Source organism: Serinicoccus hydrothermalis (assembly GCF_001685415.1).
Lineage (GTDB): Bacteria > Actinomycetota > Actinomycetes > Actinomycetales > Dermatophilaceae > Ornithinicoccus > Ornithinicoccus hydrothermalis.
This window is the reverse complement of record NZ_CP014989.1, coordinates 833740-854941: the sequence shown is the minus strand read 5'-3', so window position 1 is coordinate 854941 and position 21202 is coordinate 833740. Positions and strand designations below refer to the sequence as shown.

The 21202-nt window shown below is 72.6% G+C and carries 17 protein-coding genes and 2 pseudogenes; 14 read left to right on the top strand and 5 right to left on the bottom strand.

Annotation, left to right across the window (positions count from 1 at the left end):
• Nucleotides 1–2 precede the first annotated feature (2 nt).
• On the top strand, nucleotides 3–1559 hold the full coding sequence (locus SGUI_RS04040; RefSeq protein ID WP_066636616.1) for a phytoene desaturase family protein: 1557 nt from the start codon (nucleotides 3–5) through the stop codon (nucleotides 1557–1559).
• 6 nt (nucleotides 1560–1565) lie between these two features.
• Here SGUI_RS04040 and SGUI_RS04035 read toward each other — a convergent pair whose 3' ends face one another.
• Nucleotides 1566–2042: a type II 3-dehydroquinate dehydratase gene (locus SGUI_RS04035; protein ID WP_066636614.1), complete on the bottom strand. Its 477-nt coding sequence runs from the start codon at nucleotides 2040–2042 to the stop codon at nucleotides 1566–1568.
• A 91-nt stretch (nucleotides 2043–2133) separates the two neighbouring features.
• On the opposite strand from SGUI_RS04035, the gene SGUI_RS04030 reads away from it, so the two are divergent.
• From SGUI_RS04030 to SGUI_RS04010, 5 genes are all read left to right on the top strand, one after another.
• Nucleotides 2134–3624: an aldehyde dehydrogenase family protein gene (locus SGUI_RS04030; protein WP_066636611.1), complete on the top strand. Its 1491-nt coding sequence runs from the start codon at nucleotides 2134–2136 to the stop codon at nucleotides 3622–3624.
• Nucleotides 3625–3731: 107 nt separating this feature from the next.
• Complete coding sequence (locus SGUI_RS04025; protein ID WP_066636609.1) at nucleotides 3732–4880, top strand: acyl-CoA dehydrogenase family protein; 1149 nt, start codon at nucleotides 3732–3734, stop codon at nucleotides 4878–4880.
• Between the two features lie 32 nt (nucleotides 4881–4912).
• Nucleotides 4913–6121, top strand: a complete 1209-nt coding sequence (locus SGUI_RS04020; protein WP_066636606.1) for an acetyl-CoA C-acetyltransferase — start codon at nucleotides 4913–4915, stop codon at nucleotides 6119–6121.
• Nucleotides 6122–6147: 26 nt separating this feature from the next.
• Nucleotides 6148–8319 (top strand): 3-hydroxyacyl-CoA dehydrogenase NAD-binding domain-containing protein, encoded by a 2172-nt coding sequence (locus SGUI_RS04015; RefSeq protein ID WP_066636604.1) that lies wholly within the window; start codon nucleotides 6148–6150, stop codon nucleotides 8317–8319.
• A gap of 12 nt (nucleotides 8320–8331) precedes the next feature.
• Nucleotides 8332–9342: an NAD(P)H-dependent flavin oxidoreductase gene (locus SGUI_RS04010; RefSeq protein WP_066636602.1), complete on the top strand. Its 1011-nt coding sequence runs from the start codon at nucleotides 8332–8334 to the stop codon at nucleotides 9340–9342.
• Here SGUI_RS04010 and SGUI_RS04005 read toward each other — a convergent pair.
• Complete coding sequence (locus tag SGUI_RS04005; protein WP_066636600.1) at nucleotides 9332–10516, bottom strand: TetR/AcrR family transcriptional regulator; 1185 nt, start codon at nucleotides 10514–10516, stop codon at nucleotides 9332–9334. The genes SGUI_RS04010 and SGUI_RS04005 overlap by 11 nt on opposite strands.
• Nucleotides 10517–10627: 111 nt before the next feature.
• On the opposite strand from SGUI_RS04005, the pseudogene SGUI_RS18380 reads away from it, so the two are divergent.
• The 8 genes and pseudogenes from SGUI_RS18380 to SGUI_RS03975 all read left to right on the top strand — a co-directional run.
• A pseudogene (locus tag SGUI_RS18380) lies at nucleotides 10628–11074 on the top strand (AMP-binding protein); the annotation flags it as partial.
• A gap of 82 nt (nucleotides 11075–11156) precedes the next feature.
• Nucleotides 11157–11817: pseudogene (locus SGUI_RS18190) on the top strand (AMP-binding protein); the annotation flags it as partial.
• On the top strand, nucleotides 11806–12330 hold the full coding sequence (locus tag SGUI_RS18345) for an AMP-binding enzyme (protein ID WP_335675533.1): 525 nt from the start codon (nucleotides 11806–11808) through the stop codon (nucleotides 12328–12330). The pseudogene SGUI_RS18190 and the gene SGUI_RS18345, both read left to right, overlap by 12 nt.
• A 133-nt stretch (nucleotides 12331–12463) precedes the next feature.
• Nucleotides 12464–13756 carry an ABC transporter substrate-binding protein gene (locus SGUI_RS03995; RefSeq protein ID WP_066636599.1) on the top strand — a complete coding sequence of 431 codons (1293 nt, stop codon included), beginning with the start codon at nucleotides 12464–12466 and terminating at the stop codon, nucleotides 13754–13756.
• 1 nt (nucleotide 13757) lies between these two features.
• Nucleotides 13758–14738, top strand: a complete 981-nt coding sequence (locus SGUI_RS03990; RefSeq protein WP_066636598.1) for a carbohydrate ABC transporter permease — start codon at nucleotides 13758–13760, stop codon at nucleotides 14736–14738.
• Nucleotides 14735–15628: a carbohydrate ABC transporter permease gene (locus tag SGUI_RS03985; RefSeq protein ID WP_066636593.1), complete on the top strand. Its 894-nt coding sequence runs from the start codon at nucleotides 14735–14737 to the stop codon at nucleotides 15626–15628. Before SGUI_RS03990 ends, SGUI_RS03985 begins: the two co-directional genes overlap by 4 nt.
• Nucleotides 15625–17037, top strand: a complete 1413-nt coding sequence (locus tag SGUI_RS03980; RefSeq protein WP_066636592.1) for a GH1 family beta-glucosidase — start codon at nucleotides 15625–15627, stop codon at nucleotides 17035–17037. The genes SGUI_RS03985 and SGUI_RS03980 overlap by 4 nt, the downstream gene beginning before the upstream one ends.
• Before the next feature lie 14 nt (nucleotides 17038–17051).
• On the top strand, nucleotides 17052–18116 hold the full coding sequence (locus tag SGUI_RS03975) for a LacI family DNA-binding transcriptional regulator (protein ID WP_083190481.1): 1065 nt from the start codon (nucleotides 17052–17054) through the stop codon (nucleotides 18114–18116).
• On the opposite strand, the gene SGUI_RS03970 is transcribed toward SGUI_RS03975, so the two are convergent.
• The 3 genes from SGUI_RS03970 to SGUI_RS03960 are packed head-to-tail and all read right to left on the bottom strand — an operon-like array spanning nucleotide 18072 to nucleotide 21185.
• Nucleotides 18072–18908 (bottom strand): helical backbone metal receptor, encoded by an 837-nt coding sequence (locus SGUI_RS03970; protein ID WP_066636590.1) that lies wholly within the window; start codon nucleotides 18906–18908, stop codon nucleotides 18072–18074. The two genes, SGUI_RS03975 and SGUI_RS03970, sit on opposite strands and share 45 nt — an antisense overlap.
• Nucleotides 18905–20293, bottom strand: a complete 1389-nt coding sequence (locus SGUI_RS03965; RefSeq protein WP_066636588.1) for a UTP--glucose-1-phosphate uridylyltransferase — start codon at nucleotides 20291–20293, stop codon at nucleotides 18905–18907. Before SGUI_RS03965 ends, SGUI_RS03970 begins: the two co-directional genes overlap by 4 nt.
• A gap of 31 nt (nucleotides 20294–20324) precedes the next feature.
• Nucleotides 20325–21185: a DUF1295 domain-containing protein gene (locus SGUI_RS03960; RefSeq protein WP_066636586.1), complete on the bottom strand. Its 861-nt coding sequence runs from the start codon at nucleotides 21183–21185 to the stop codon at nucleotides 20325–20327.
• Nucleotides 21186–21202: the final 17 nt, after the last annotated feature.

The following is a 21202-nucleotide window of genomic DNA, read 5'->3' as shown; positions in this document are numbered from 1 at the left end:
CCATGACTTCCAGCCACGACGTCGTGGTGGTCGGTGGTGGGCACAACGGCCTCACCGCAGCCGCCTACCTGGCCCGCGCAGGCCGTTCGGTGCTCCTGCTGGAGCGCTCGCCGAGCCTGGGAGGCGCCACCGTCTCCGCCGAGGCCTTCCCCGGGATGGGTGCGCGGCTGTCGCGCTACTCCTACCTCGTCAGCCTCATGCCGCAGCAGGTCGTGGACGACCTCGGGCTGTCCCTGTCGCTGCGTCGTCGGCGCTACTCCTCCTACACACCGGTGCCCGGCGGGGACACGGGTCTGCTCATCGACCACGGTGACCCGGAGGCCTCGGCCGCCTCGTTCACGGCCGTGGGCGCCGCCGCCGACGCCCCCCGCTGGGAGCACTTCTCCGCCCGGGTGGGCGAGCTCGCCCGGGCCGTGTGGCCGACGATGACCGAGCCGCTGGTGCGGCGGCGCGACATGGCGCGGCGCATCGGCGACCCGGGGCTGGTGCGCGACTTCCTGGAGCGTCCCCTCGGTGAGGTGATCGAGGCGGGGGTCGCCGACGACCTCGTGCGCGGCGTGCTGCTCACCGACGGCCTCATCAGCACCTTCGCCGACGCCCACGCGGCCCACCTGCGGCACAACATCTGCTTCCTCTACCACGTCGTCGGCGGTGGCACCGGGGACTGGGACGTGCCCATCGGGGGCATGGGCCAGGTCTCCGGGGAGCTGGAGCGGGCCGCCCGCGAGGCCGGGGCGGAGCTCGTCACCGATGCCACCGTCACCGGGCTCGAGGAGGGTGCGGTCACCTGGCAGGACGCGCAGGGTAGGCCGCAGCGCGCCACCGCAGGCAGGATCCTGTGGGCGGCGGCCCCGGCGGTGCTCGACGAGGTCGCCGGGGGCCAGCCGGGGGAGCGGGTCGAGGGGGCCCAGGTGAAGGTCAACCTGCTCCTCTCGCGGCTGCCGCGGCTGCGGGAGGCGGGTGTCGCACCCGAGGCCGCCTTCGGCGGGACCTTCCACATCAACGAGACCTACACCCAGCTGCAGGAGGCCGCGGCCGCCGCCGAGCGCGGGCAGGTCCCGAGCCCGATGCCGGCCGAGATCTACTGCCACTCGCTCACCGACCCCAGCATCCTCACGCCGCAGCTGCGCGAGCAGCACCCGGAGGCACAGACGATGACCGTCTTCACCCTGCAGACCCCGGACCGGCTCCTGGACGGGCGGGGCGAGGAGGTCCGGGCCGAGCTGGAGCGCGCGGTGCTCGACTCGCTGTCCTCGGTGCTGGCCGAGCCGATCGACGACGTCGTCCTGCCCGACGCGCAGGGTCGGCCGTGCATCGAGACCCGGACCACCCGCGACCTGCAGGCCAGCCTGGCGATGCCCGGGGGCAACATCTTCCACGGGCCGCTGGAGTGGCCCTTCGCCGACGACGACGCCCCGCTCGAGACCGCGGCACAGCGCTGGGGCGTGGAGACGGCATACCCCGGCGTGCTGCTGGCCGGCGCGGGGTCACGGCGCGGCGGAGGGGTCAGCGGGCTGGGTGGCTACCACGCCGTCCGCGCCCTGCTCGAGGACGCCTGAGCGCGCTCAGCCGCGCGGGTCGGCCGAGCTCTCCGCCCGGGGGCCGGGGGTCGTGGCGAGGTGCTCCACGGCGTAGCCGTAGCCGTCGATCCCGGCGCCGGCGACCACCATCTCCGCGACGGGGGAGAGGAAGGACGTGTGCCGGAACGGCTCGCGGGCGTGCGGGTTGGACAGGTGCACCTCCACGAGGCGCAGCCCGGTGGCCTTGACGGCGTCGTGCAGCGCGATCGAGGTATGCGTGTAGGCCCCGGCGTTGAGCACGGCGCCGACGCACTCCGGGTCCGCTCCCGCCTCCTGCAGCGCGTCGACCAGCTCCCCCTCGTGGTTGCTCTGCCGGCAGCTCACCTCGAGCCCGTGCGCGGCCGCCCGTCCGGCGCACAGCTCCTCCACATCGGCCAGCGTCGCGGTGCCGTAGATGTGCGGCTCACGGGTGCCGAGCAGGTTGAGGTTGGGGCCGTTGAGGACCACGATGCGCCGCGCCATGCGCCTACGCTCTCACACGGCCTCTCCGGGCCCGGGTGAGGTTGACTAGTGTCCCTCCTGTCCCCGGCCCGCCCCGTCCACGAGGAGCACCATGAGCACCGGCACCGACGCTGCGTCCACCTCCGAGGCCACCTCACCGAGCGCATACCGGATGCTCATCGGCGAGGACTGGGTGGACGCGGTCTCCGGGGAGACGATCGAGGTCATCACGCCCGTGGACCGGACGAGGGTGATCGGGACCGTGCCGCGGGCCCGGGCGCAGGACGCCGACCGTGCGGTCGCCGCCGCGCGGGCCGCCCAGCCGGGGTGGGCGGCGCTGCCCTTCACCGAGCGGCAGCGCGCGCTGCTCCGGATCGCCGACGACCTCGAGGACGTCGTCGAGGAGCTCGCCGCCCTCACCGCCCTCGACACCGGCAACGCGATCCGCACCCAGGCCCGGCCCGAGGCGCAGCTGCTGGTGCGCGCCTTCCGCTACTTCGCCGGGCTCGCCGGGGAGGTCAAGGGCGTCACCCTGCCCGTCGGCGCGGACGAGCTGTCGCTTACCCGGCGGCTCCCGGTCGGGGTGGTGGCCGGGATCCTGCCGTGGAACAGCCCGTTGATGATCGCCGCCTTCAAGGTCCCGGCCGCGCTGGTGACCGGCAACGCTGTGGTGCTCAAGGCCGCCGAGGACGCCCCGACGACGATCCTGGAGCTGGCCGCCGTCTGCGCCCGTCACCTGCCGGCCGGCGTGCTGGGCGTCCTCACCGGCTACGGCCCGGAGGTCGGGCAGGCGCTGGTCGAGCACCCCGGGGTGGACAAGGTCTCGTTCACCGGCTCGACCGCCACCGGTGCCGGGGTCGCGGCCACGGCGGGGGAGCGGCTGGCCCAGGTCAGCCTGGAGCTCGGGGGCAAGAGCCCGTGCATCGTCTTCCCCGACGCCGACACCGACGACGTGGTCGAGCAGGTGCTGCTGGCCACCCGCTTCGCGCGCCAGGGGCAGAGCTGCACCTCGGGGTCCCGCCTCTTCCTGCACGAGGACATCCACGACAGCTTCCTGGAGAAGCTGGTGGCCAAGGTCTCGCAGCTGCGTGTCGGCGACCCGCGCGAGGAGTCGACCGACATCGGCTGCATCATCAACCAGCGCCAGTGGGACCGGGTCCAGAGCTTCATCGACGAGGGGCTGGCGACCGAGGGCGTGCGGGTGGCCTACGACGGCCGGGAGCGGCTCACCGTCGGGGAGCCCGGCTTCTACCACGCCCCGATGATCCTCACCCAGGTCGACAACGGCTGGCGGATCGCGCGGGAGGAGATCTTCGGGCCGGTGCTGTCCGTGCTGCGCTGGCGCGAGCAGGACGAGGTGGTCGCCATGGCCAACGACAGCCACTACGGCCTGGCCGCCTTCGTCTTCGCCCGGGACGTGGGTATGGCGCTGGGCACCGCGCAGCGCATCGAGTCCGGGTGGGTGCAGGTCAACCAGGGTGGCGCGCAGCAGGTCGGCCAGTCCTACGGCGGGATGAAGGGCAGCGGTCAGGGGCGGGAGCTCTCGCTCGAGGGGATGCTCGAGGGCTTCACCCAGATCCAGCAGATCAACGCCCGGTGGTGACGGCCCGTCGGGGGCCGCGGACACGGTGGTGGCAGGAGCCCTAGCGGAGTGAACCGTGGTTCACCTATGATGTGAATATCCGTTCACATCAGAGGTGGTGGCGACAGATGGCGACGCAGGCGTTGTACGACGAGGAGCACGAGGCCTTCCGGGCGACGGTCCGGGCGTTCGTGGAGCGCCACGTGACGCCGAACGCCCAGCGCTGGGAGGAGCAGCGCAAGGTGGACCGGGAGCTGTTCACCCAGGCCGCGCAGGACGGGCTGCTCGGGTTTGGGCTCCCCGAGGAGTTCGGCGGAGCCGGGGTGGAGGACTTCCGGTTCAACGCGGTGATGAACGAGGAGCTCGGCCGCTCCGGGGCCAGCAACGGGATGGGCGGGATCAGCCTGTCCAACGACATCGTCTTCCCCTACTTCACCGACCTCACCGACGAGGAGCAACGCTCCCGCTGGCTGCCCGGAATCGCTGCCGGCGAGCTGATCACGGCCGTGGCCATGACCGAGCCGGGCACGGGGAGCGACCTCTCCGGGATCCGCACCAGCGCCGTGCGGGACGGCGACCACTACGTCGTCAACGGCGCCAAGACGTTCATCTCCAACGGCCAGAACGCCGACCTGGTGGCCACCGCCGTGCGCACCGGGGAGGACCCGCACCGCGGGTTGTCGCTGCTCGTGCTGGAGCGCGGGATGGAGGGCTTCGAGCGGGGTCGCAACCTGGACAAGATCGGTCTGCACGCCCAGGACACGAGCGAGCTGAGCTTCACCGACGTGCGGGTGCCGGTCACCAACCTGCTCGGCGAGGAGGGCCAGGGCTTCGCCGGGCTCATGAGCAACCTGCCGCAGGAGCGGCTGTCGATCGCCCTGGGGTCGTTGGCGGCCGCCGAGGGGACCTTCCGGCGCACCCTGGAGTACGTCACCGAGCGCAAGGCCTTCGGGTCGGCGATCGGCTCCTTCCAGAACTCGCGTTTCGTGCTGGCCGAGGTCGCGACCGAGCTGGCGGTGACGCGCAGCTTCGCCGACGACTGCGTGAGCAAGCACCTGCAGGGCGAGCTCACGCCGGAGCAGGCCGCCATGGCGAAGTGGTGGTCGACCGAGCTGCAGCAGCGGGTGGTCAACCGCTGCCTCCAGCTGCACGGCGGCTACGGCTACATGCGGGAGTACCAGGTCGCCCGCGACTACGAGGACGCCCGCGTGTCGACCATCTACGGCGGCACCACCGAGATCATGAAGGAGATCGTCGGCCGTGGGCTCGGGCTCTGAGCGACCGCGGACCGACGAGAGGGAGGAGCACCATGCCTGAGGACGCCTACATCTACGACGCCCTGCGCACCCCCCGGGGGAAGAACCGCGGTGGCTCGCTGCACACCGTCAAACCGATCGACCTCGTCGCCGGGCTGCTGCGCGAGCTCGCGCCACGCAACCCCGGGCTCGACCCGGACGCGATCGACGACGTCGTGCTGGGTGTGGTCTCCCCCGTGGGGGAGCAGGGCAGCGTCATCGCCCGCAGCGCGGCGATGGTCGCCGGTCTTCCGCAGACGGTCGCCGGGGTCCAGCTCAACCGCTTCTGCGCCTCCGGCCTGGAGGCGGTGAACACGGCGGCCGCCAAGGTGCTCGCCGGTGACGGCATCGTCGTGGGCGGGGGCGTGGAGTCCATGTCGCGGGTGCCGATGGGATCGGACGGCGGGGCATACCACCAGGACCCGGCGACCGCCTACGACCACTACTTCGTGCCGCAGGGCATCGGGGCCGACCTCATCGCCACCCTCGACGGCTTCTCCCGGGAGGACGTCGACGCGTATGCCGTGGAGTCCCAGCGGCGCGCCGAGGAGGCCTGGGCCGAGGGCCGCTTCGCGGGCAGCGTGGTCCCGGTCAGCGACCTCAACGGGGTCCCCGTCCTCGCCACCGACGAGCACCGCAGGCCGGAGGCGACGATGCCCACGCTGGGCGAGCTGAAGCCGGCCTTCGCCCGGATCGGCGACGAGGGCGGCTTCGACGCGGTCGCGGTCCAGCGCTACCCGCAGGTCGAGCGCGTCGACCACGTGCACACCGCGGGCAACTCCTCCGGCATCGTCGACGGCGCCGGGCTGGTCCTCGTGGGCAGCCAGGAGGCGGGCCGCGCCGCCGGGCTGCGCCCGCGCGCCCGCATCGTGGCCTCGGCGGTCGTCGGCAGCGAGCCGACGATCATGCTCACCGGGCCCGAGCCAGCCACCCGGAAGGTGCTGCGGCGGGCCGGCCTGCAGCTGTCCGACATCGACCTGTTCGAGCTCAACGAGGCCTTCGCCTCGGTCGTCCTGCACTGGATGCGCGAGACGGGGGTGCCCCACGACAAGGTCAACGTCAACGGTGGCGCCATCGCCATGGGGCGCCCGCTCGGCGCCACCGGCGCCATCATCCTGGGCACCCTGCTGGACGAGCTGGAGCGACGCGACCTGCGCCGCGGCCTGGCCACGCTCTGCGTGGGCGGCGGCATGGGCATCGCCACCATCATCGAGCGCGTCTGAGCGCCGGGACGACGGAGGAGACAGGCATGAGCCACACCCAGATCCACGGTATGCACTGGGAGCAGGACGAGGAGGGCATCGTCACCCTGACGATGGACGACCCCGACCAGGACGTCAACACGATGAACGACACCTGGGTCGCGGCCTACGGCGCCGCGGTCGAGGCGCTGGAGGCCCGGCTCGACACGGTCACCGGGGTCGTCCTCACCAGTGCCAAGTCGTCCTTCTTCGCCGGCGGGGACCTGCACCTGCTGCAGCAGGGCTCGCCCGAGACGGCGGCGGAGAACACCGCGCACATCGACCACGTGAAGTCCCTCATGCGACGCCTGGAGACGCTGGGCCGACCGGTCGTGGCCGCCGTCGACGGGACCGCCCTCGGCGGCGGGCTCGAGGTGGCGCTCGCCGCGCACCACCGCGTCGTCCTGGACGCGCCGAAGGTGCGGCTGGGGGTCCCCGAGGTCACCCTCGGTCTGCTGCCGGGTGGGGGCGGGATCACCCGGCTGGTCCGGATGCTCGGGCTCCAGCCGGCCCTCATGGACTGGATCCTGCCCGGGACCCGTCACCGTCCGGCCGACGCGCTGGACAAGGGCGTGGCCGACGAGCTCGTGGACGCACCGGAGGACCTGGTGCCGGCGGCCAAGGCCTGGGTCCGGGAGCACCCGGAGGCCGTGCAGCCGTGGGACGCCCCGGGCTTCCGCATCCCCGGTGGTGACGCGCACCACCCCAGGATCGCCGCGATGCTGCCCGCCTATGCCGCGAACCCGCGCAAGCAGACCAGGGGCGCCCCGATGCCGGCGCCCCGCGCGGCGCTCGCGGCCGCGGTCGAGGGCAGCCTGCTCGGGTTCGACGCCGCGAGCCTGGTGGAGACGCGCTACCTCGTCTCGCTCATGAGCGGGCAGGTCGCCAAGAACATGATCAACACCTTCTTCGACCTGCAGAAGATCAACGCCGGCGCGTCCCGGCCGGAGGGCTACCCCCCTTACCGGGCGAGCAAGGTCGGGGTGCTCGGGGCCGGGATGATGGGCGCCGCCATCGCCTACGTCTGCGCCCGCGCCGGGATCGAGGTGGTCCTCAAGGACGTGTCGCTCGAGGCCGCGCGCCGGGGCAAGGGGTATGCCGAGCGGCTCGAGGCACGCGCGCAGGAGCGCGGGCGGACGACCGCGCAGGCCTCTGAGCAGCTCCTCGCGCTCATCACCCCGACCGAGGACGCCGCCGACCTCACGGGGGTGGACGTCGTCATCGAGGCGGTCTTCGAGTCGGTCGAGGTCAAGCAGCGGGTCTTCGCCGAGGTCGCCGGGGTCGTCCGACCGGACGCGGTGCTGGGCAGCAACACCTCGACCCTGCCCATCACCACCCTGGCGCAGGGGGTGGACCGCCCGGAGGACTTCATCGGCATCCACTTCTTCTCGCCCGTGGACAAGATGCCGCTGGTCGAGATCATCCGTGGGGAGCGGACCAGCGACGAGGTGCTGGCGAAGACCTTCGACGTGGTCCGGCAGATCGGCAAGACCCCGATCGTGGTCAACGACCAGCGGGGCTTCTTCACCTCCCGCGTCATCAGCGCCTTCATCAACGAGGGGGTCGCGGCCGTGGGCGAGGGCGTCGAGCCGGCGCTGGTCGAGCACGCCGCGGTCCAGGCGGGCTACCCCACCGGGCCGCTGCAGCTCATGGACGAGCTCACGCTCACCCTGCCCCGCACGATCCGGCAGGAGACCCGCGCCGCGGTCGAGGCCGAGGGTGGGACGTGGACCCCGCACGGCGCCGAGGCCGTCGTGGACGCCCTCATCGAGAAGGACGGCCGCGCGGGCCGCTCCAGTGGCGCAGGCTTCTACGACTACGACGAGCAGGGTCGGCGCACCGGCCTCTGGTCCGGGCTGCGGGAGCGCTTCGACTCCGGCTCCACCGACATCCCGCTGCGGGACCTGCAGGAGCGGATGCTCTTCGCCGAGGCCATCGACACGGTGCGGTGCTTCGACGACGGGGTCCTCACCTCGGTCCCCGACGCCAACGTCGGGTCGCTGCAGGGCATCGGGTTCCCGCCCTGGACCGGAGGTGTGCTGCAGTACGTCAACCAGTACGAGGGTGGGCCCGCCGGCTTCGTGGAGCGCGCGCGAGAGCTCGCCGCCGCCTACGGCACCCACTTCGAGCCGCCGGCCTCGCTGGTCGAGCTGGCCGCCTCCGGCGGACGCTACGTCTGAGAGGGTCTGGACATGCGCACCCCCATCACCGAGCTGCTCGGCATCGAACACCCCGTGGTCCAGGGCGGCATGATGTGGGTCGGCCGCGCCGAGCTGGCCGCGGCCGTCTCCGAGGCCGGCGGGCTCGGGATCATCACCGCCCTCACCCAGCCCACCCCCGCGGACCTCGTGGCCGAGGTGGAGCGGGCCAGGCGGCTCACGGGCAAGCCGCTGGGGGTGAACCTCACGATCCTGCCGACGATCGACCCGCCGCCCTACGCGGACTACGTCCGGGCCATCGCCGACTCCGGGGTCGAGGTGATCGAGACGGCCGGGGCCAACCCGGAGCCCTTCATGGACCTGCTCAAGGGTGCCGGGCTGACGGTGCTGCACAAGTGCACCAGCGTCCGCCACGCGCTCAAGGCCCAGCGGATCGGCGTGGACGCGGTCAGCATCGACGGTTTCGAGTGCGCCGGGCACCCGGGGGAGGACGACGTCCCCGGCCTGGTGCTCGTCCCGGCTGCCGCCGACGCGCTCGACATCCCGTTCATCGCCTCGGGAGGCTTCGCCGACGGTCGCGGTCTGGCCGCGGCGCTCGTGCTGGGGGCGCACGGGGTCAACATGGGCACGCGCTTCATGTGCACCGTCGAGTCCCCGGTCGCCGACGAGGTCAAGGCGGCCATCGTCGAGCAGGGCGAGCTCGACACGGTGCTCATCTTCCGGCCGCTGCGCAACACCGCCCGGGTCGCCGCCAACGAGGTGAGCCGTGAGGTCGTCCGTCTCCTCGACGAGGGCGGGGAGTTCGCCGACGTGCGCGAGCTCGTCGCGGGGTCCCGCGGCCGCACCGTCTTCGAGCAGGGCGACACCGAGGCGGGGATCTGGTCGGTGGGGATGGCGCAGGGCCTCATCCACGACGTCCCCGCCGCCGGGGACGTCGTCCGCCGTGTCGTCCGACAGGCCGAGGACGTGCTCCGGGCCGCGCTCGGTGCCGACCCGGACGGCTCCGGCGTCGACCAGCAGCGAGGATCCGCCCTCAGTCGCTGAGGGAACGCAGCGTCAGCGAGGTCAGCTGCCGACGGCGGTCGGGGGTGTCCCGCCAGCGCAGCGCGCGGCCCCCCTCGGCCACGGTGCCCAGGGCCGCGTGGACCAGGACCCTCGCCTCGGGCGCGTCCAGGCCGGGCCGCGCGAGCCGCAGGTGGGTCTCCCACATCCCCAGGTGCTCGCGCTGGACCGCGTGCAGCCGCCGACGGTCGGCGGTGGCAAGGCCTCCCGACTCCGCGGCGGCGACCGCCGTGAGCGCGACGTGACCGAAGGAGTAGTCGACGTAGCCGCGCGCCAGCGCCTCCAACGACGCGGCCCCGGGCGTGAGCCCGTCAAGGTCCACGCTGCGCTCCAGCACGTCGGCGGCCCGGAGGCAGGCGGCCAGCAGGATGTCGGCCTTGCCGGCGTAGTGGCGGTAGAGCGCGGAGGGGGCCAGCCCCACGGTGCGGGCGATCTGTCCCATCGACACCTCGGCGAACCCGTGGCGGTAGAAGAGAGGGATCGCCGCGTCGAGGATCTGGGTGCGGCGGTCCGTCGCCGCTGACGTGCCCGGCTCCCCGACCGGGGCGGTGACCGTCCCGGTGAGGGCGTCCACCGTCGGCCCGCCGGCCACCCGCAGCGCGGCGCCCCGCAGCAGCGGTTCCATCCTGCCGGCGGCCAGCGTCGTCCGGTGGGTCGTCACGCTCCCGACGACGCCGAGCGCCGCGGCGGCCAGGACCCGGTGTTCCGCCGCGGTGCCCACGTCCCGCGGCAGGTGCTCCAGGCGGTGGCGCCGGACCTGCTGCGCCACGGCGTCGACGACCTGGGTGAAGACCTCCCGCAGCCGGGCCCGGTCGGCCGGGAGGAGGTATCTCGCCTCCCACCGGTAGATCCCGCCGGAGGAGCGTTCCGGGAGGGTGGCGCGGGTGACGGCGCCGAGGACCCCCTCGAGGTCGGTCCCCTCGGGCAGGTCGTGCAGCGCCTCCAGCAGCCCGTCCGCCAGCCGGGTGGCGCACTCGAGGAAGAGCGCGTACTTGTGCGGGAAGTGCCGGTAGAGGGCCGACGCGGTGATCCCCTCGGCCGCGGCGATGTCCTCCATGGCCACCGCGTGGTAGCCGCGTTCGCTGAACGCGCGTCCCGCGGCGCGCAGGATCCGGTCCCGCCGGTCGCGCGGTCGCGTGGTGGTGCTCGTCGGCATGGACACGGTGACCTCGACCTCCTGGCGGTGCTGTCCGCAGCCAGTCAACCACCGCGCGCGGCGCCACGAGCCACCTGGCCACGGCGCGCTGTGAATACACCATCACTTCTGATGCGAATAGCCATTCACAAAACCTTCCCTTCGGCGTGCCGTTGCGCCATACTGGGCACGGTCCGAGGCAGCGACGCACGGAAGGTCACCTTCGATGACGAGCACCCAGACGCAGGCTCCCGCCTGGTCGTTCCGCAACCACTGGATGGCGCACGTGGCGACCCATGCCGCGCGGATCCCGGACGCCCCCGCGCTGGGAGGACGACCACCTGGAGCCAGCTCGCCGACCGGTCGTTCGCGCTCGCGGGCGCCCTGCGCGAACGTGGCGTCGGGCCCGGGGACCGGGTCGCGCTGCTCACCCTGAACCATCCGCAGTTCGTCGAGGCCGTCGTGGCGGTCAACGCCCTCGGGGCGATGGCGGTGCCGCTCAACTTCCGGCTGGCCCCGCCGGAGCTGGCCTACATCCTGCAGGACTCCGCGCCACGGGCGATCCTCGTGGACGGGCCCCTCGCGCCCGCGCTGGCGGCGGTGCACGAGCTGCCGGACAGCCTTGAGGTGCGGATCTGCGTCGGGCCGGCCCCCGGAGGAGGTGGTCGCCGCCCTGGCGCTGGAGGACTACGAGCAGGTGGTCGCGGCGGGGGAGCCGATCGACCCGCCGGACGTGCCGGAGGAGACGACCGCGCTGCTCATGTACACCTCCGGCACGACGGGACGACCCAAGGGGGCGATGCTGAGCCACCGCAACATGCAGGTGCAGGCGCTCACCTGCATCCGGGCCATGAACATGGTCGACGAGTCCGACGTCGGCTTCCTCACCGCGCCCTTCTTCCACATCGCCGGCCTCGGCTCGATCGTGGCGAACCTCACGCTGGGCGTCACCACGGTCATCCACCCGCTGGGTGCCTTCGACCCCGCGGCGGTGCTCGACGCCTACGAGCAGGGGGGCGCGACGATCGTCTTCAACGTGCCGCAGCAGTGGCAGCTGCTGTGCGCCCAACCCCGGGATCGCCGAGCGGGACCTGCGGCTGCGGATCATCAGCTGGGGTGCCGCCCCTGCCAGCGACGCCCTGCTGCGCGCCATGGGGGAGACCTTCCCGGACGCGCTCAACGTGGCCGTCTTCGGGCAGACCGAGACCTCGCCCATCACCTGCGTGCTCCGGGGGGAGGACTCGTTGCGCAAGCTGGGCTCCGTGGGGCGGCCCATCCCGACCATCCAGTACCGCGTCGTCGACCCGGACATGAACGACGTGCCCGTGGGTGAGGTCGGCGAGATCGTCTACCGCGGACCCACGGTGATGCAGGGCTACTGGAACAAGCCCGAGGAGACCGCAGCGGCCTTCCACGGCGGGTGGTTCCACTCCGGGGGCCTGGTCCGGCAGGACGAGGAAGGTTTCGTCTGGGTGGTGGACCGGGCGAAGGACATGATCATCAGCGGCGGCGAGAACGTCTACTGCGCCGAGGTGGAGAACGCCATCGCCAGCCATCCCGCCGTCATGGAGGTGGCCGTCTTCGGCCGCCCCGACGAGCGCTGGGGCGAGGTGCCCGTGGCGGTGGTCTCCCTGCGGCCGGGTGCGGAGCGGCTCGACCTCGGGCAGCTGCAGGAGTTCCTGCGGGGCTCGCTGGCCGGTTTCAAGCACCCACGCGACCTGACGGTGAACGAGGCGCTGCCGCGCAACGCGGGCGGCAAGATCGTCAAGGGAAGGCTGCGGGCGAGCGACGCGCAGGCTGCCCCCGCGCCCGCCGAGGCCCCCGGCCCGGCCTGACACCCGCGGCGACCGCGTCCTCGGACGTCGCCTGGTCTCGATCCGATCACAACCCCTTGACACCTCTCCGGGGTGCCGTGCACTCTTCGTGAGAGCGCTCTCACAACGAGCGTGGACCACCAAAGGAGTTGGCATGCACAGCACGCGACGCAGGATGCTGCTCGCCACCACCGCCGCCGCCACGTTGGCGCTCGGCGCGTGTGGCGGAGGCAGTGGCGAGGGAGACGACAGCGCAGGCAGCGGTGGCGAGGGCGGCGACATCACGCTGTCCGTCGCGACCTTCAACGAGTTCGGCTACGAGGAGCTCCTCGGCGAGTACGAGGAGCTCAACCCCGGGATCACGGTGCAGCACGTCAAGGCCGACACGGCCGACAACGCCCGGGCGGCGCTGCGCAACAGCCTCGGGGCGGACTCCGGGGCGGCGGACATCGAGGCGATCGAGGTCGACTGGGTGACCGAGTTCCAGCAGTACCCCGACAAGTTCGTCGACCTCAGCTCGCCGGACCTGGAGGGCCGCTGGCTGGACTGGAAGACCGAGGCGGTGACCCTCGAGGACGGCATGCTGCTCGGCTACGGCACGGACATCGGCCCGGAGGCGCTGTGCTACCGGGCCGACCTCTTCGAGCAGGCCGGCCTGCCGACCGACCGCGAGGAGGTCGCCGAGCTGCTCCAGGGCGACTGGGACACCTACTTCGAGGTCGGCCGGGACTTCGTGGCCGAGACCGACATCGCGTGGTACGACTCGGCCGGGGCGCTGTGGCAGGGGATGATCAACCAGGTCGAGCAGCCCTACGAGACGCCCGACGGGGAGATCATCGCCGTGGACAACCCCGAGGTCCGCGAGCTCTACGACCAGGTGCTCTCCGCCTCCGTCGACGACGGCCTGTCCGCCGCCCTCGGCCAGTGGAGCGCCGACTGGTCCTCCGCCTTCCAGGGCGACGAGTTCGCGACGATGCTCTGCCCGGCCTGGATGCTCGGCGTCGTCGAGGGCAACGCCGCCGACATCGAGGGCTGGGACGTGGCCAACGTCTTCCCCGGCGGCGGTGGCAACTGGGGCGGTTCCTACCTCACCGTCCCCGCCCAGGGTGACCACCCCGAGGAGGCCAAGGCGCTGGCCGCCTGGCTGACCGCTCCCGAGCAGCAGATCAAGGCCTTCGAGGCCAAGGGCACCTTCCCCAGCCAGACGGAGGCCCTGGACTCGGACACCCTGGCGGAGTCGAGCAACGCCTTCTTCAACGACGCCCCCACCGGTCAGATCTTCGCCGAGCGGGCCGAGGCGGTCACGGTGATGCCCTTCAAGGGTCCGAAGTACTTCGAGATCAACACGGCCATGCAGGACGCCATCAGCCGTGTCGACGTCGACCAGACCGACGACCCCGCGAGCAGCTGGGACAAGTTCGCCGCGGCCGTGGGCGACCTGCGCTGAGATGAGCGTCACCACCCCCACCTCCGCCCCGGCGCCGGCACCCGAACAGGTCACCGGTCGCCGGGGCGGCGGGGCGCCGCGCGAGGGTCGCCTGGGGCGGCTGGACCAGGCGGCCTCGCCGTACGTCTACATCGCGCCCTTCTTCGTCCTCTTCTTCGTCGTCGGGCTGTTCCCGCTGGTCTACACCGGCTGGGTGGCCCTGCACGACTGGGACCAGATCATGGGCCAGGGCGCCTTCGTCGGGGCGCAGAACTTCGTCGACGTCCTCACCGGCCAGGACTTCTGGACCGCCCTGGTCAACACGCTCAGCATCTTCGTGCTGTCCTCGGTGCCCCAGGTGCTCGCCGCCCTCGCCATCGCCGGGCTGCTGGACCACAAGCTGCGCGCGGCGACGTTCTGGCGGATGGGTGTCCTGCTGCCCTACGTCGTCGCCCCGGTGGCGGTCGCCCTCATCTTCTCCAACCTCTTCGCCGACCGCTTCGGTCTCATCAACACCCTGCTGGAGGGTGTCGGGATGGAGCCGGTGCGCTGGCACTCGGACCGGCTGGCCAGCCACGTCGCCATCGCCAGCATGGTCAACTTCCGCTGGACCGGCTACAACGCGCTCATCCTGCTGGCGGCGATGCAGGCCATCCCGCGGGACCTCTACGAGGCGGCCGCCATCGACGGGGCCAGTGGGCTGCGCCGCTTCGTCTCGATCACCATCCCCATGCTGCGCCCGACGATGATCTTCGTCATCATCACCTCGACCATCGGCGGGCTCCAGATCTTCGACGAGCCGAAGATGTACGACCAGTTCGGCCGGGGCGGGTCCGACGGGCAGTGGCAGACTCTCACGCTCTACCTCTACGAGCTGGGGTGGACCCGTGCCGACTTCGGACGCGCCTCGGCGGTGGCCGTCCTGCTCTTCGCCCTCATCGTCGCCGTCGGGCTGGTCAACTTCGCCATCAGCCGCCGCATCGCCAGCGAGGAGAGCCGATGACCACCACGCCCGTGCCAACGCCGACCACGACGCGGGGGCAGCGCCGCGCGGGCTCACGCGCCCGCCGGGACCGGGGGCAGCGACCGGGCTGGGTGGTCTACGGCCTGCTCGCCGCCGTGGTGCTCGGCGGGATGTTCCCGCTGTGGTGGTCCTACCTCATCGCCAGCCACGACTCCACGGTGCTGTCGCGGACCCCCTTCCCGCTGCTGCCCGGCGGCAACTTCCTGCAGAACGCCGCGACGGTCTTCGACACCGTCGAGTTCTGGCGGGCCACGGTCAACTCGATCATCGTCTCGACGACGGTCTCGGCCTCGGTGGTCTTCTTCTCCACGCTGGCCGGGTATGCCTTCGCCAAGCTGCGCTTCCGCGGCTCGGGGCCGCTGCTCGTCTTCGTCATCGCCACGATGGCGGTGCCGACCCAGCTCGGGGTGGTGCCGCTCTACCAGGTCATGGCCGAGCTGGGCTGGACCGGCGAGCTGACCGCGGTCATCGTGCCCGGCCTGGTCACCGCCTTCGGCGTCTTCTGGATGACGCAGTACCTCCGCCAGGCGGTGCCGACCGAGCTCATCGAGGCCGCGCGGGTCGACGGGGCCAGCATGTTCGGCACCTTCTGGCACGTCGGGGTGCCCGCCTCCCGGCCGGCCGCCGCGATGCTCGGCCTGTTCACCTTCGTCGCGACGTGGACCAACTTCTTCTGGCCCTTCATCGTGCTGGGCCCGGCCAACCCGACCCTGCCCGTCGCCCTGCAGCAGCTCCAGGCGGCCCACTTCGTGGACTACTCGCTGGTGCTGGCCGGTGCCGTGCTGGCGACCGTCCCGCTGCTCATCCTCTTCGTCGTCGCAGGGCGCCAGCTGGTGTCCGGCATCATGCAAGGAGCCGTCAAGCAATGACCAGTACCCTCACCTTCCCCCGCGACTTCCTCTTCGGGTCGGCCACCGCCGCCTACCAGATCGAGGGCGCGGTCCACGAGGACGGCCGGGGCGACTGCATCTGGGGCCCGTTCTCGGCGACCGCCGGCAAGGTCGTCGAGGGGCATACCGGGGCGGTCGCCTGCGACCACTACCACCGGATGCCGGAGGACGTCGCGCTCATGCGCTCGCTCGACCTCGGGGCCTACCGCTTCTCGGTGTCCTGGGCGCGGGTCTGCCCCGACGGCCGCACCGTCAACCAGCAGGGCCTCGACTTCTACTCGCGGCTGGTGGACGAGCTGCTCGGGGCCGGCATCCGGCCCTGGGTCACGCTCTACCACTGGGACCTGCCGCAGGCGCTCGAGGAGCAGGGAGGCTGGCCCGACCGCGGCGTGGTCGACCGCTTCGTCGACTACGCGCTCGCCGTGCACGACCGGCTGGGCGACCGCGTCCGCCAGCTCACGACCCTGAACGAGCCGTGGTGCTCGGCCTTCCTGGGGTATGCCGCGGGCGTGCACGCACCGGGACGCACCGAGCCGTCGGCGGCGCTGCGGGCGGCGCACCACCTCCTGCTCTCCCACGGGCGGGCCGTCTCCGCCCTGCGCGAGCGCGACCCGGACCTCGAGCTCGGGCTCACCCTCAACTTCACCGAGATGCAGCCGCAGGACCCCGACTCGGCGGCCGACCGGGACGCCGTCCGTCGCCTCGACGGGCTCGCCAACCGCTTCTTCGTCGAGCCGATCACCCGGGGCGCCTACCCCCAGGACGTCATCGAGGACCTGGGCGAGCTGTGGCCGCAGGACCTCGTGCGCGACGGCGACCTCGAGGAGATCTCGACCCCGATCGACGTCCTCGGGGTGAACTTCTACACCAGCACCATGGTCACGGGCGCCGAGCCGCAGGACGCCGCGCGGGCCGCGCTCCAGGCGCGCACCTACGACGGCCCCTCGCCGAACGTCGGCTCCGAGCACGTCGTGACGGTGCGGCGCGGCCTGCCCGTCAGCGACATGGGCTGGGAGATCCGGCCGGCGGCGCTGCACGAGCTGCTGCTCCGGCTGCAGCGGGACTACACCGGGCCGGCCGGCACCCGCCTCTACGTCACCGAGAACGGTGCGGCCATGCCCGACGTCCCCGACGCGGACGGCTTCGTCGACGACCAGGACCGGATCGCCTACCTCGACGGGCACCTGCGGGCCGTCCACGCCGCGATCGAGGACGGCGCGGACGTCCGCGGCTACTTCGTCTGGTCGCTGCTCGACAACTACGAGTGGGCCTTCGGCTACACCAAGCGCTTCGGCATCGTCCGGGTCGACTACGACACGCAGCGGCGGACCCCCAAGGCGAGCGCCCGATGGTATGCCGACGTGGCAGGATCGGGGTCGATCGGCTGAGGAGAGGAGCGTCCATGGGTGCGCCCACCGACCAGGACCGGCTGGTCCGGGACGAGCTCGCCGAGCCGACGAACGGCAGGTCGCGGCCCCCGACGCTGGAGGACGTCGCGGCCCGCGCCGGGGTCTCGCGCGCCACCGCCTCGCGGGTGGTCAACGCCGACCCGCGGGTGCGGCCGCAGGCCCGGGACGCCGTCGTCACGGCCGTGGCCGAGCTCGGCTACCGCCCCAACCGGGCCGCCCGCTCCCTCGTCGTGCGCGAGCCCGACTCGGTGGCGGTCGTCGTGCCCGAGACCGAGCAGCGGGTCTTCGCCGACCCGGTCATCATGGGCATGCTGCGGGGGATCGGCGCCGGTCTGGACGACTCGCCGCTGCAGATGGTGCTCGTGCTCGGCCGGGCGGGCCGGGACACCGAGCGGCTCGAGCGCTGGCTGCGGGGCGGGCACACCGACGGGGCGATCGTGCTCAGCGCCCACCTCGACGACCAGATCACGGGGGTGCTGAGCGACATCGGCCTGCCCACCGTGATCATCGGGAGACCGCCGGTGCCGGCGCAGGGGCTGCCCTACGTCGACCTCGACAACGTGAGCGGCGGACGGGTCGCCGCGCAGCGGCTGCTGGACCGCGGGTGCACCCGGATCGGCACCGTCGCCGGGCCGCCGGACATGGCCGCGAGCCGGGACCGGCTGGAGGGGTGGCGGGAGACGATGCTGGCCGCCGGGCTGCCCGCCGACGCCGTGGAGCACGGCGACTTCTCCTCCGAGAGCGGCCGCCTCGCGATGCGCCGGCTGCTCGCGGCCCACCCCGACCTCGACGGGGTCTTCGTCGCCTCGGACCTCATGGCCGTCGCCGCGGTGGGCGAGCTGCAGTCGCGCGGCCACCGGGTGCCGGAGGACGTGGCAGTGGTCGGCTACGACGACTCACCGGCAGCCGAGCTGACCACGCCGCGCCTCACGACGGTCGCCAACCCCAGCGAGCTGCTCGCCACGGAGGCGACGCGTCTCCTGAGGGACCTCCTCGCCGGCCGGCAGGTGGACTCAGCCGTGCTCCCGACCCATCTCGTCGAGGGCGGCACCGCCTGACGAGGTGTCCGTGCCCTCCTCGCGTTGGTCCGCCCGGACCGAGGCGAGCAGGTCCGCGGCCTCGACCATCGCGGGGCCGTACCACGTGAGCAGCCGCCCGCTGACGAGCCGGGTGGCGCTGCGCGTGAAGGCCTCCGGGCCGTCCTGCGCGGTGAAGACGTAGGGCTCGTCCGGCAGCAGCACGACGTCGGCGCCCGCGCGGTCCAGCTCGTCCACCTCGACCTTGGGGTAGCGCCCCTCGTCCCCGGCGTAGACGTTGTCCAGGCCCGCGCGGCGCAGCAGGTCGGTCGTGTAGGTCCGGGCGCCGACGACCATCCACGGGTCGCGCCAGATCGGGACCGCGACCCGCGCCCGGGTCGGCGCCTCGGACGTCGCCGCCCAGCGCCGCCCGACCTCCGTGAGCCACGCGGGCTCCTCCCAGGCGAGCACGTCGAGGAGCAGCGTGCGCAGGACCCGCAGGGCGTCCTCGACCGACTCCACGACCCCGACCCAGACCGGTATGCCCGCGTCCCGCAGCCGCCGCACGTCCAGCTCGCGGTTCTCCTCCTGGACGCACACCACCAGCTCCGGCTCGAGCGCGCCGACCGCGGCCCGGTCCGGGTTCTTCGTCCCGCGCACCCGCGGGACCTGCAGGTCCGGCGGGTGGGTGCACCACTCGGTGGCCCCGACCAGGGCCTCGCGGCGGGTCGCCGCCAGCGCCTCGGTGAGCGAGGGGACGAGCGAGACCACCCGGGAGACCGCTCCCTCGGGCAGGAGGACCTCGCCGCCGAGGTCGTCGACCACCGCCCTCACGCGCTGCCCAGCGTCGACCCGTCCTCGACGGTGCCGCCCTCCGGCCCCAGGACCGCGGAGCCGACGACGCGGACGTCGCGGCCGAAGTGCCAGTCGCCCTCGACCTCCAGCCGGGTCGCCTCCACCAGCGAGGGCACGCCGGCCGGGAAGCGCTCGTCGAAGTCGCCGATCATCCCGTAGTGCGCCTTGTCCAGGTCGACCACGGGCGCCGGGTCCACGGTGCGGCGCAGCCGGAAGGAGGTGTCGTCGACGGCATACACGTCCGAGCGGAGCAGGGCGAGCTCGTTGGTGGTCTTGACCGGCACGAAGCGGTCGCGGGTCACGGCGATCGAGGCGGCGTCGTCGAAGAGCTCGACGGCGCTGCCCATCGCCGACTCGATCTGGACGACCGGGGTGGAGCCCTTGTCGGTGGGGTCGACGGTCTTGGCGTTGCGGATGAGGGGCAGCTCCATGACCCCGTCCCGCTCGGCGAGCATCGCGCGCAGCCGCTCCAGGTCGAACCAGAGGTTGTTGGTGTTGACGTAGGGGTGCTTGTCGCCGTCCATGAAGTGGACCATCTCCTCCTCGGCGGTCTGCGCGGTGTCGCGCAGCACCAGCCGGCCGTCCGCGCGGCGCCGGACGAGGTGGCCGCCCTTCTTGTCCATCTCGGTCCGGCGGCAGACCTCGGCGGCGAAGCCGGCGCCGCTGGCCGCGAACCATGCGGCGACCCGCCCGTCGGCGGCGGCCCCCAGGTTGTCGACGTTGGAGACGAAGGCGTAGCGGAAGCCCTCCTCCACCAGCCGGTCGAGCATCCCGCTCGCCAGCAGCGAGGGGTAGAGGTCGCCGTGGCCGGGCGGGCACCACTCCAGCCGCGGGTCGGCCTCCCACGTGACGGGGGTGAGGTCGTCGGCCCGCAGCTTGGGCTCCTGGCTCTGCAGGAAGTCCAGCGGTATGCCCGCCACCTCCAGGTCGGGGTAGCGCCCCAGGACCTCGAGCGTCGCCTCCTGGGTGGAGAAGCTGTCCATGAAGGTCAGCGGCAGGCGGACGTCGTAGCGCTCCCGCAGCGCGAGCACCTGACGCACCGTGATGTCGAGGAAGGTCAGGTCGTCGCGGACCGGGAGCAGCGACTTGGGGCCGGCCAGCCCCATCGAGGTGCCGAGCCCGCCGTTGAGGGTGATGACGGCGGTCGCGGCGAGGGCCTTGCGCGCCTCGTCCTCGCTGACCTGCACCTCCTCGAGATGGGCGGCGGGCAGGGCCGGCTCCACGTCCGCCTCGGCGATGAGCCCGGTCGCCCCGGCCGCGAGGTTCTCGTAGTGGCGGGCGAAGGTGTCCTGCGCCGGCCGGCTGACGCCGGCCTGCTGCATACGGTCAAGGGCCTGGTCGAGTCCTGGTGCGCTGGTGCTCATGGGAGCAACCTACCCAGACGCGCCGGTCGCGTCAGCGTGCCCCGAACGGGAAGAGGACCGGGGTGCTCGCCTTGTAGGCCTGGTAGTCCTCGCGGTCGCCCCACCGCTCGTCGGCGCGCCGCTCGAGCGCCGGGACGCCGCTGCCGAAGCGCAGCAGCAGGTAGATGAGCACGGGGGAGACGAGGGTGACGTGCTGCCAGCCGGACAGCGGGGCGACCGCGACCAGGGCGACCCCGGTCCACAGCAGGATCTCGCCGACGTAGTTGGGGTGCCGCGAGATCGACCACAGCCCGGTGCGGATGAACTCGCCCTCGTTCGCCGGGTCGGCCTTGAAGGCCGACTTCTGCGCGTCGGCGACCGACTCGAAGCCGATGCCGGCCAACCAGACCAGGATCCCGGCATACCCGAGGACGCCCAGCGGCTCCCGGTCCCCGGAGGTGATCGCGGCCAGGGCGGCGCCCGCGGTGAACGTCACCCACAGCCCCTGCGTCGTCCAGACCACGAGGAACCGGCGCCAGTCCTTCTTGAGCTCGTCGAAGCGGCCGTCCTTGCCGGCCTTGGAGACCCGGCGGAAGAGGAAGATCCCGAGGCGCAGCGCCCAGACCAGGACCATCGCCGCGAGCACCCAGCTGCGCGCGTCGCGGTCGTCGACGAGGACGAGGGCGAGCACGGCCACCAGCTGGAAGGTGAGGGAGCCGGTGAGGTCGAAGAAGCGCTCGGTCTGCGCCCGGTAGGAGGGGACGTAGACGACCCAGTTGACGACGTAGGCGATGAGCACCAGCAGGAGCATCAGCGGCAGGCCACCGCCGAGGCGCTGGCCGCCGTCGGACGCGGCGAGCGCGAGGAGCAGACCGCCGAGGGTCGCAGCCGCGACGAGGAGAAGGCTTTTCACGCAGGTCAGCCTATGTT

Coding starts and splice junctions, on each gene's coding strand:
- SGUI_RS04040 (WP_066636616.1), top strand. CDS start 3: ATGACTTCCAGCCACGACGTCGTGGTGGTCGGTGGTGGGCACAACGGC.
- SGUI_RS04035 (WP_066636614.1), bottom strand. CDS start 2,042: ATGGCGCGGCGCATCGTGGTCCTCAACGGCCCCAACCTCAACCTGCTC.
- SGUI_RS04030 (WP_066636611.1), top strand. CDS start 2,134: ATGAGCACCGGCACCGACGCTGCGTCCACCTCCGAGGCCACCTCACCG.
- SGUI_RS04025 (WP_066636609.1), top strand. CDS start 3,732: ATGGCGACGCAGGCGTTGTACGACGAGGAGCACGAGGCCTTCCGGGCG.
- SGUI_RS04020 (WP_066636606.1), top strand. CDS start 4,913: ATGCCTGAGGACGCCTACATCTACGACGCCCTGCGCACCCCCCGGGGG.
- SGUI_RS04015 (WP_066636604.1), top strand. CDS start 6,148: ATGAGCCACACCCAGATCCACGGTATGCACTGGGAGCAGGACGAGGAG.
- SGUI_RS04010 (WP_066636602.1), top strand. CDS start 8,332: ATGCGCACCCCCATCACCGAGCTGCTCGGCATCGAACACCCCGTGGTC.
- SGUI_RS04005 (WP_066636600.1), bottom strand. CDS start 10,516: ATGCCGACGAGCACCACCACGCGACCGCGCGACCGGCGGGACCGGATC.
- SGUI_RS18345 (WP_335675533.1), top strand. CDS start 11,806: ATGAACGACGTGCCCGTGGGTGAGGTCGGCGAGATCGTCTACCGCGGA.
- SGUI_RS03995 (WP_066636599.1), top strand. CDS start 12,464: ATGCACAGCACGCGACGCAGGATGCTGCTCGCCACCACCGCCGCCGCC.
- SGUI_RS03990 (WP_066636598.1), top strand. CDS start 13,758: ATGAGCGTCACCACCCCCACCTCCGCCCCGGCGCCGGCACCCGAACAG.
- SGUI_RS03985 (WP_066636593.1), top strand. CDS start 14,735: ATGACCACCACGCCCGTGCCAACGCCGACCACGACGCGGGGGCAGCGC.
- SGUI_RS03980 (WP_066636592.1), top strand. CDS start 15,625: ATGACCAGTACCCTCACCTTCCCCCGCGACTTCCTCTTCGGGTCGGCC.
- SGUI_RS03975 (WP_083190481.1), top strand. CDS start 17,052: ATGGGTGCGCCCACCGACCAGGACCGGCTGGTCCGGGACGAGCTCGCC.
- SGUI_RS03965 (WP_066636588.1), bottom strand. CDS start 20,293: ATGAGCACCAGCGCACCAGGACTCGACCAGGCCCTTGACCGTATGCAG.